Below are 268 nucleotides of genomic sequence, written 5' to 3' on the forward strand. Positions count from 1 at the left end.
CGTCCAGGCCGCCGCACCGGCGATCATGGCCGCGATCCGCTCCGAAGCCATGGTCCCCGCGCCGATCGTGGGTGCATTGGAGAAGCTCGCTCGGAAGCTGGAGAGCGAGGACCTCTATGACCTTCAGGAGGGCTTCGTTCACCTGTTCGACCGAACGCGGTCGCTGTCGCTCAATCTGTACGAGCACATCCACGGCGAGAGCCGCGACCGTGGCCAGGCCATGGCGGCCCTGATTGAACTCTACCGCTCCTACGGCCTGGAGCTGACG

The 268-nt window shown here is 65.7% G+C and carries 1 protein-coding gene; it reads left to right on the plus strand.

Features of this window, described 5'->3' with window-relative positions:
• Positions 1–268: nitrate reductase molybdenum cofactor assembly chaperone (locus FLQ44_RS22570; RefSeq protein ID WP_206209107.1), on the plus strand; the 268-nt coding region annotated here is incomplete at both ends.

Origin of the sequence: Vogesella mureinivorans (genome assembly GCF_007644035.1) — a bacterium.
GTDB lineage: Bacteria > Pseudomonadota > Gammaproteobacteria > Burkholderiales > Chromobacteriaceae > Vogesella > Vogesella mureinivorans.